Origin of the sequence: uncultured Cyclobacterium sp. (assembly GCF_963977555.1) — a bacterium.
Classification (GTDB): domain Bacteria; phylum Bacteroidota; class Bacteroidia; order Cytophagales; family Cyclobacteriaceae; genus Cyclobacterium.
Genome location: NZ_CAXBPD010000021.1, coordinates 109301 through 118068, shown reverse-complemented (window position 1 = coordinate 118068; position 8768 = coordinate 109301). Strand labels below are relative to the sequence as shown.

Genomic DNA, 8768 nt, shown 5'->3' with positions numbered 1-8768 from the left:
AGGCTGTTCCAGCCGTCAGAATGCTTAGTTATTGGGCAACGTTTTTATTTATTTTATTACATAATTTTTCTATCCAATCAGAAGCTTCTTTGTTACCAAATTTTTCTGAAAACTCTAGATCTAAACAACATTCTCTGTTTTGTTCAAAAGCGTTGTATATATGCGCTCTCCATAAATAGCAAAACCCGAGTTCATAGCTTTTATCAATGCAAAAAGATAAGTCTTCAAATGATTTTATTAAACTATCTATTTTATATCTACTAAAACCTCTTTCAAACCTAATTTCTTCCATAGTCGCATCAAATTCATACCCATTTTCAAATATTGAATTTTCAGTTTTATTTAAATAGAAAGTTTCTGAACCTTTTAGGTCGATTGCTGAATTGTAATCTTCAATTGCTTCTTTATATTTTCCTAATCTTGATTTGTTTTTTCCACGATTTAAAAACGCAATTGGATTGTCGGGATACAGTTCGATAACTAAATCGTAGTCAGATATTGCTCCAGTGAAATCATTAATCATTGATTTGTCAACAGCCCTGTCAAATAATGCATAAACATTTTCAGGGTCGACTTTTATTACAACATCTAAAAGTTCAATTGATTTTTTATAATTACCCTGTTTTTCAAAAGCTTTTGCTTCTTCATATAGCTTTTCATTATTGTTACAAGAAAGAAGCAGTATTGATAAAAAAAAGGTTGTATAAAGTATTCTCTGTGAATTCATTTTTTAAATGGTGTACAACGTTAAATATATGGCAAGTAGGGCAGAAAACAAGCGATTATTTTCGGTTTAGCTACAAGCCAAATCTTTTGTATTTTGTTTTAATTTTTCTCTTTAATACCAAATCAAAAGATTTGGCGACTTTGTGAATAGACAACAACTTTTGGGTTAATAACTAATCGTCCTATTTGCTATATATAGTGTTATGTGCTGGCTTTTTATTCTTCTTTCAATTCAGTACAAATTAATCGATATGCTGAAAAGTATTCAATGTCATTGTACATATTCGATTCCATATGTTCCAATTCATTCAGGACTAATTCATTGTCAGCGCATTTTCTTTTTAAACAACCTCCAAAAAAATCAAAGTCCATAGGATTGCGTTTTGTTGCAATTTTGCCAAGTTCATAATGATAAGTTACAGGTCTTTCTTTTTCCGTTGAGTCTATTTTGGTTGCTTCAACAAATTCTATATCAAAAGTTGGAATTCCTACGTTTGTTTTCTTAAACTCTTTTCTTGGTTCAAAAAGTTCAGTTGCATATTCCTTATTTTCTTTTAAACTGCTTTTTAAATCATAATAGAATTTGTCAATCAAATTTTGATATCTTCTATGTTCATTTTTTTTAGCATATATTTTTAGTAATGACTCTTTATCATAAACGAAATCATATTCAAAAATTGATTCGTAAAAGACCTTTGAAATAGCAAGAATTTCATCAAAACTCTTTTTGTCTATCAGACTTTCTATATTTTCGATTTCTCTAGAAAAATCTAATAGTATAAGCTTTAACTTGTTGAGTATTTCGTCAAAATATTTGTCCAAAAAGTCCTTATGTCTTTGAATGATTTCTGAAATAGGAAATTCCATCGATTCAAACTTGTAGTTATTATCTTTGTGATATCTTAAATAGACAACTTTATCTTTCCCTCCATTATAGCTAAATAAGCAGGAAGAAATGAATTCTCCTTTGTATTTTCTAATTGGATGACCAACTAACTCATTCCTGATATCTCTATTTATAGAATAATTCAAATCTCTTTTTAAGTCGCCCTTTTCAATTCTGGTTTTAAAAATTATTAATAACTCTTCTATAAAGTCTTGTTGAACATAAATACTTTGTAATAGACTTATTTGATTAGAAAAACGGTCAGAGTGGGATTCAGATTTTTTATCATTAAATATTATATCAAATGTATCTTGGAAGTAACCTAATATATCTCCGAAGTAATTTGTTCTAACTTCAGGCCTAAACTTTATTTTGCGTTTGCAAAAATCATATTCCCAAATGAAGTGATTCCAAATGCTAGCTATTCTGTCAAGTTTATATGTAACTTCTTCTTTCAAATGTCTTTTTTTTCTTTTTCAATTGGCTTTTGATGAAATAATTTTTTTAATTTCTTGATATCTCTTAAGAGCATAACATTGTACTGAAACCAACAAGCACATCTTGCAATTCCACTTTTATGTCGCAAATCTCTTTTAATATCTTCAAAACCATTTTTCTTAACTATTTTTTTAAGTTCTACTCCGATTAAATTGGCTAGATAATTTTTTTCGTCTTTGTAATTCACGAATAAATTAGGATTGTCAAAAAGAAATTTTTTAATGTTAGGACGTAAGGGTAATTTTCCATCAATATCCTTAAGAATAATCATTGAACCAACGTCTTTTAATTTATTCCCTTTTTTGTAATTTTTATCAAAGTCCTTAAGGTTCGAATAATACCAGTCGGATTCTGTTTCAGTTTCCCTCCAATGTACAGGATTTTTCTTTGTTATTCTTAATGTTTTTATTTCATTTGATTTTAATAACTCAATGCTAAAAACAAATAGAAAAGGACCATAAAAATTATATTTTTTCCATTCTTCGTGAATATCAACGAAATCAAGAAAAATGTCATCATAAATATCAAATTTCTTGTCTTTTTCATCAGAATATTGATCTGTCTGGAATAGATTATTATCTGTTACGAATTTTCTTGATAGAAGGCTTTTGTTATTTAGAAAAGTTATAGAAGTGGATACTGTATTTGCGTGAAAGAGATTGGTTATTCCTTTCTTTACCAAAATATCGTATAATTCGGATGTGTTTAGGTTAAATTCAGACATCTTTTTTCAGCTTCTGACTAACGTTACAAAAAAACCTTCAAATTGGCTCAATTTCGAGCCCAAGGTCCTCATTAGTCAGACCGAATTTATCGATTTGTTTCTTTATCCGTTTAACTAAACCCAATTTTCTTTTCTGATCTAGGAAGAGATAGCCTTCCGGATTAATATAGGGAACTCCCTTCACCACCATATTCCAGATGATAACCGCCAGCTTACGGGCGGTGGCACTTATAGCCGAAACCCTCCCTTTTCTAAAGCTTATTCTATGGAAGAAGTCTCGTAGTGGTGTAGAATCCTTCAGGTTTCCAATGGCATTGGCAGCATTCCGTAATGCGATTTTCAGTCTGTTGCTTCCTTTTGGAACTTTACTGGAAAGTACTTTTCCCCCACTTACTTTATTGTTAGGTGCAAGCCTCAGCCATGATGTAAAATGCTTGGCTGTTTTGAATTTCCTGATTCCTTCAAGTCCAACCTCACTCATTAGTGCCAGAACAGTAGAATAACTCATCCCTTCAATTGCAAGCAGGTCAGTACCTTCAAGCATTTGATAGGACTTCAAATTAAGATCAATGTCCTTTGGGGTATTTTTGTTGACTCTTTTGTGGGGCTTCGCATCAATAAAATGCTGCCTCTTATTTTCATCGGAATTGATGATCTCATTTAGCATCTTATCAATTTCCTTATCGCACTCATCTATTTTATTTTGGAGGTGGTCGTAGGTGTCCAGTTCCTGCTGGAGTGCGAAAAGGTAATCTTTCCTACCATTGGTCTGCAAGGCTTTGGCTATCTCTTCTTCACTTTTCCGGCAGTTTCCGTGCCTTAAGGAGGCTAGTTTTCCTGGATTGGTTTCGCCATCGCAAATGGCCCTAATAATCAACAGCCCGGTCAGCCCACAGATATCCTTGACTACTACGTCCAATCTCAAGTTGAGTAACTTAAGGTTCTTTTGCATCTTCTTGGATGTTGAGGCTGCTAAATGAAGTAGATTAGCCCTTTGCCTGCAGTAGGTCCGGAGTTCTTCTGTCTTCCCATCAGGCAGAAAACTACTGGTCAAAAGCCCTAGAGTATGCAATTTCTGAATCCACTGACAGTCCTTTATATCTGTTTTCTTACCTTTGATGTTTTTGGTAAACTTTCCATTACAAAGCACCACATGAAGCCCTTTGGAAATCAAAACCGCATACAAGTTTTGCCAGTAAGTTCCGGTACTCTCCATAGCCACTGTTTTTACATCTTTTTCTTTCAACCAATCTGCCAAAGAGAACAGATCCTGATTAAAGACTCCATATTCACGCACATCCTTTTCGGATTGCCCCACAGCCACCCAATGGGAGCGACTGCCTACATCGATACCCGCAGCCTGCGGATTAACGACTTGCATTGATACAAATTCCTGTTCCATAATGAGACAACTTAGGCTCTAAGGGGATGTGCTTTTGGCAAGAAAATATTCTGAACGGGGTATCTGGGAAAAGCCAAATCCGCCACTAAAGTAATCGCAAACACCCCAACCAGGATTGCGCCCGTGCTTCCCGAATAACCAGGAGCAACAGTTTAAAAATCGGTCTTACAAAGAGCTTTACTAATATAAGAAAATGTCGAGATGATGCAACACCCCGTTAGCTCTGAAAGTAAATAGGTTTCATATATGGAGGATTACAGCTAACGGTTAGTATATGAAAAGTAGGGCGGTTGATAAGCACTTAACTTTCTGAAAGCACGAAGCCATATTTTTAATTTTCTTTTTAACTTTTCAGTCAGCTAAAATACAAATTAAAAATATGGCGACTTTTCAAATACGACCAAGCCTTTGTTTAAGCACTTTTTGTCCTATTTTTTATTTACATAGTTGAACGAATCCTGCTAAGGTAGGAAGCCGGTGGTTGTTGCCGTTTCTTCCTACATTAGACTTATCGTTAATATTCAACATTTTAAGCTATGAAAAAAAAAGCAATCTATCATTCAAAAGTCTGTTAAAACGTGCCAGACTTTGATTTACAGCTCAAAATCCTCCGCCAATCGATAAACAAATCTGGTTAACAACTACCGAAAACAAGGCAAAAAAAACTTGCACGCTAAAGGCTCCTGAATTCCTAAGAAGGTTCATGCTTCATAACTTGTCCCGAGAATCGGGATTCTGCCGAAAGGGTTTACTCGCATCAGGCACAGGACTTTGAAGTTAACACAAAAGCCCTATGTTTTTTATATATGGTGTGTGCCCAGTATGGGCATCTGGTATCGAAGACACCAAATATTCTAGAGGGTGAAAGTCTCTTATGTTCGGGAATTAATGTCCCGAAGCATTAGCAAGTCGCAATGCCTGTCCCGTTCTTCGGGAGTCGTTTGCTGTAAAGCATGGAGTAAAGCCCTGAGGCCTCAGGATATGCTAAATAGAGACTGCAAACCCCGGTTTTAAGAAACTGATCCTGTTCCGATTATCGGGAAACTAACAGGCATCTAGCCGGTAGATCCGGTGGATATTGGGGAAAGGAATATGCCCTTTTCCCGTAAAATTGGGACAGGCTCTTGGGAGATCTCGATTTGTACGAGTTACCGAATGAGAAGTCATCCGATCTGTGCTGTCCCAACAATATGTCATAGTAGTTACCGGTAACGAGCTGTAATAGCTATTGAGGTCTTACTGGGTAGCGAGACCGAACGTATGGTGATGTGAAAATTCAATATAGAGCCATTGCATAGCCTTGTTTTAGAAGTAACGGAAAGGGAATGTTGGTGTAAAGAGCAACATTCCTCCGGATATGAGACCGTACAGCCTGCCCAGTTTTACAGGGTCTGGTTGTGTTAGGGGCTGAAAAGAGCTATTTGTATCAGGTAAGGCTACTCGATTAGCGGTTGTTATTCTCAATTTTACTTTATTTGATTTAAAGTGATTCATTACTTTCATAAATCTTTTTGGAGCGTATTATAGAATTTGTTTTAATATTTTTTACACTTAGCGTTTCAAAAAATGAACTAATAATATTAAAACTATTAATGAAATTATTATTGGAATAAAAATTGAAGCTGAGCAAAAAAGTCGGGTAATAAAATTCCCCTCGCATTTAAAAGATGATTGAGCAGCTACTGTAATTATTGAAAAAATAGCAATGAAGATTCCAAATATCTCTATGATTTTTCCGTAGAAATTATCAACTCTTTTATTAAAAGTTTTTCGGTCAGATTTTAACCGTTTTTCAAGTAGTTCTAATTCATCAAAAGCCTCATTTATTCCTCTATTTATTTCATTCGCATTTTCGGCAGTAAATTGACCTCCAATTACAAAATCTTCTTTTAGTTTTGTTCTTTTCATATAGTAATTTTTTTTAATCACCGCTAACAATTGTATATAGGTATGTTTTGCAGGGGAGTTGAGTATATATCGACTATTTACCCAGCTACTTTGCATTGTTTTCACCTTTCAAATTAAGAATTTCGGTTAAAGAATCTAAGGGGAGACTACATTTTTATTGGAAATCGTTAATTCATGACTGTAAATCTTTGTGGTAGTGGAGCAGTTATGCGCTTGCCCAAGTATGGTGTTTTTCTGTGCAGAGTTCCATCGGTTAATTAGATTTTTCATTTTGACCAAGTTCATTGGGAGAGGAAGTCTGAGAGAAAACGCAAAACCTGATCAAATTTGGAGTAGATCTGGTTCAAGCATATGCTTGGAATGTCCGTGCGGCAAGAAATGATCTCTTTAGGTCATTTTAGCGAGAGGCTAGGATGTGGGAATGTAGAAACAGCGGATGGGCAGTAGCTCAAAGCCCAATTTTGGGAACAACAATTACTCTTTCAAGACTCCGAAGAAAAGGTTATCAAAGTATGCAGGATTATTACTTGAAATTTAAACCTGAGATTCAATGAACCGCCGTATACGATACTCTTGGTCAACCGGGATGGTGAGAGAGGTATGGCTCACGGTCGTCTCCTCAATTGTGTGTAGTTTTTATTCACTTTTCCCCCATATTAAACCAAGGTTATATCCCACTCCAAATCCAAACCAGGTTTTATTATGATAATTCCACTTTTGACCTGTCTTTCCAAAGGTAATATCTTTCCCTACAAATACTCCAAATCTAAAATCAGATACAGAGGTCATAAGTCCAACTCCTGGAGAAAATGTAGCAATACCAACTTCTTTAGTCAATGGTGTTTCCGCTGATGAAGTTGATGATGAGTCTATCTTTGTTGTTGAAACACTAAAAAAAGGACCTATTGAAACTTTCCAATCAGTAGGTTGGGTTTCTTCTAATTGTCGGTAAATATATTTTACTTGACCAAAAGAATATCCAATGTACATTCCTACATTCAGATCAGAATTAAACTGTTCTTCTACTTCAATTCCATTTTTATTAAATCTAGGTCTATACTTAAATGGAATCGTTAGTGCCCCACCTTCAATAGTATTATACCAGAATTTTACAGACTGCCTATTCTTCAACTTAATATAATAGTCTTTTTCACGGTCGTACTTTTTCCCAAGCCAATAATTAATATGAATTTTAGATTTGTCTTTCTCATCGACTTTAAGGGTAGCATATCCTTTTCCGTTTTTAAAAAGATTAGTTTGGGATGTTTTAATTTCTACCTCTTTAGAATTGGATAAAGTGTCGTTGACTAAATATTTATATGTAACTCTATTTTTCTTGTATTCCCCCTCAGTCGAAATAATAGTTCCCTTTTTAAGATTAACAGATTTTAAAAATAGACTGTCATATTTTATGAAAACAGTATCTGTTGGGTTCTTATACTTAAAATAATTAGGGACAATTACTCTGTAACGAAATTGTTTTGTCTGACTCTTTGCTGAGTTGAGGAGAAAACAAAAAGAAATAAAAAGTAAAATTTTTTTCATTTTATTTCTTTTTATAGTTACACACAACAATAGGGTGTCTAATGTTTGAAGAAGACAATATAAGGATTAGCAACGCTTTTTAAATTAGCTCGATACCTACTATTGAAATGCCTTTTTATATGCCTTGGAAAAACATGCCCTTCTCCTCCTTCTGGTAATCTAAAGTAAAACTTAGTAGGACTACTTTTGCATGAGCTTCCAAATGCATAACCTTACCAATAATCACATTTTATCAAAAAGGCTTCACTGGAAGCCCTTGAACACCTATATCTAAGATTTTCTAAGACCTCGTAAAACAACGAGGCAAGAACCTAAAATACTGTTAGCGATTCTTTTCAATAGTTTTACTCCCACCTAATTCCCTGAAATACCCAATAAGCCCAATCCAATCCCCATAGCAGAAAGTTACCGGAGCTTGAGTCTAATACTGATCGACCGGTACTACAAAGATGGGAAATAAGACTTCATATCATTGTAGCGTAATTGTTTTGTTTAGCCTAGTTATTGCCAATTCCATCCTCTCATTCCACTTGAGGGAACAAATAATTCTTGATAAGGACCAAAATTTGTTCCATCAAAAGTCCGAATAAATAATTTTATTCCGCTTTCAATTTCTGCAACATAACTTGCTGTTTTTCCGTCCCAGCACCAAGCCTTCCAATTATCACTTCCTGATACTTTAATTTCTTTTGGTGTACCAAATGTTTCTCCATCAAATGAGCGAGTATATAGATTAGTTACGCCACCCATTTCTGCAATATAACTTGCTGTTTTTCCATCCCAAGACCAACCTCTCCAATTATCATTTTTTGCAACTTTTATTTCTTTATGTTTCCCAAACGTAACTCCATCGAAAGTTCTAATATAAAGATTGGTATCTCCATCTAATCTTGCTATGTAACTGGCGGTACTATTATGCCAACTCCAACCTTTGAAGTTATCCCCTTCCCCTACTTTTAATTTTGAAACCTTTCCCCAGTTTAAACCATCAAAATCGTGGATAAATAAGTATGTTCCATCTCCTCTGTTTGCTAAATAGCTACATTTTTTCATAATTGTTTAATTTGATGATTTTTACT

General features: G+C 34.5%; 8 protein-coding genes. All 8 read right to left on the bottom strand.

Translation table 11 applies throughout. The features are described 5' to 3' along the window. Positions 1-28: 28 nt before the first annotated feature. The 8 genes from AAC073_RS21150 to AAC073_RS21115 all read right to left on the bottom strand — a co-directional run bounded on the left by AAC073_RS21150 (position 29) and on the right by AAC073_RS21115 (position 8742). Positions 29-727 (bottom strand): tetratricopeptide repeat protein, encoded by a 699-nt coding sequence (locus tag AAC073_RS21150; protein WP_339925807.1) that lies wholly within the window; start codon positions 725-727, stop codon positions 29-31. A 215-nt stretch (positions 728-942) separates the two neighbouring features. Further along, on the bottom strand, positions 943-2070 hold the full coding sequence (locus AAC073_RS21145; RefSeq protein WP_339925806.1) for a hypothetical protein: 1128 nt from the start codon (positions 2068-2070) through the stop codon (positions 943-945). Next, complete coding sequence (locus AAC073_RS21140) at positions 2067-2834, bottom strand: hypothetical protein (RefSeq protein WP_339925805.1); 768 nt, start codon at positions 2832-2834, stop codon at positions 2067-2069. The genes AAC073_RS21145 and AAC073_RS21140 overlap by 4 nt, the downstream gene beginning before the upstream one ends. Positions 2835-2871: 37 nt before the next feature. After that, entirely contained in the window at positions 2872-4236 is a 1365-nt protein-coding gene (locus AAC073_RS21135; protein ID WP_339925804.1) for an IS110 family transposase, read from the bottom strand. A gap of 1551 nt (positions 4237-5787) precedes the next feature. Beyond that, positions 5788-6144, bottom strand: coding sequence for a hypothetical protein (locus AAC073_RS21130; RefSeq protein ID WP_339925803.1), 357 nt, complete (start codon positions 6142-6144; stop codon positions 5788-5790). A gap of 135 nt (positions 6145-6279) precedes the next feature. After that, a complete protein-coding gene (locus AAC073_RS21125) occupies positions 6280-6414 on the bottom strand; it encodes a hypothetical protein (protein WP_339925802.1) in 135 nt (44 codons plus the stop codon). Positions 6415-6780: 366 nt separating this feature from the next. Further along, the gene (locus tag AAC073_RS21120) at positions 6781-7689 is read right to left on the bottom strand and encodes a hypothetical protein (RefSeq protein ID WP_339925801.1); all 909 of its coding nucleotides are present in this window, start codon (positions 7687-7689) and stop codon (positions 6781-6783) included. Positions 7690-8190: 501 nt separating this feature from the next. After that, complete coding sequence (locus tag AAC073_RS21115) at positions 8191-8742, bottom strand: hypothetical protein (RefSeq protein WP_339925800.1); 552 nt, start codon at positions 8740-8742, stop codon at positions 8191-8193. Positions 8743-8768: the final 26 nt, after the last annotated feature.

Bases quoted from the DNA above. Each gene is read 5' to 3' on its own strand.
- AAC073_RS21150 (WP_339925807.1), bottom strand. From the start codon at position 727: ATGAATTCACAGAGAATACTTTATACAACCTTTTTTTTATCAATACTG.
- AAC073_RS21140 (WP_339925805.1), bottom strand. From the start codon at position 2,834: ATGTCTGAATTTAACCTAAACACATCCGAATTATACGATATTTTGGTA.
- AAC073_RS21135 (WP_339925804.1), bottom strand. From the start codon at position 4,236: ATGGAACAGGAATTTGTATCAATGCAAGTCGTTAATCCGCAGGCTGCG.
- AAC073_RS21130 (WP_339925803.1), bottom strand. From the start codon at position 6,144: ATGAAAAGAACAAAACTAAAAGAAGATTTTGTAATTGGAGGTCAATTT.
- AAC073_RS21125 (WP_339925802.1), bottom strand. From the start codon at position 6,414: ATGAAAAATCTAATTAACCGATGGAACTCTGCACAGAAAAACACCATA.
- AAC073_RS21120 (WP_339925801.1), bottom strand. From the start codon at position 7,689: ATGAAAAAAATTTTACTTTTTATTTCTTTTTGTTTTCTCCTCAACTCA.
- AAC073_RS21115 (WP_339925800.1), bottom strand. From the start codon at position 8,742: ATGAAAAAATGTAGCTATTTAGCAAACAGAGGAGATGGAACATACTTA.